This is a genomic window from Citrobacter sp. CK198 (assembly GCF_030333295.1).
In the GTDB taxonomy this organism is placed as follows: domain Bacteria; phylum Pseudomonadota; class Gammaproteobacteria; order Enterobacterales; family Enterobacteriaceae; genus Citrobacter_B; species Citrobacter_B koseri.
The window spans coordinates 1-207 of sequence record NZ_JAOWGE010000014.1 but is presented as its reverse complement, the minus strand read 5'-3'; the positions used below and the strand labels follow the sequence as shown (position 1 = coordinate 207).

Below are 207 nucleotides of genomic sequence, written 5' to 3'. Positions count from 1 at the left end.
TTTCACTTCTGAGTTCGGCATGGGGTCAGGTGGGACCACCGCGCTACGGCCGCCAGGCAAATTCTGTTCGTCTAATGCCTGTCGCATTAAACACTAATCTGTATCAGGCTGAAAATCGTCTCTCAAACCGCCAAAACATCTTCGGCGTTGTAAGGTTAAGCCTCACGGTTCATTAGTACCGGTTAGCTCAACGCATCGCTGCGCTTA

Annotated in this window: 1 rRNA gene; it reads right to left on the bottom strand. The window is 50.7% G+C overall.

What is annotated here, in order from left to right:
* Positions 1-57 (bottom strand): 5S ribosomal RNA (gene rrf / locus OGY62_RS23355); the annotation flags it as partial.
* Positions 58-207 lie beyond the last annotated feature (150 nt).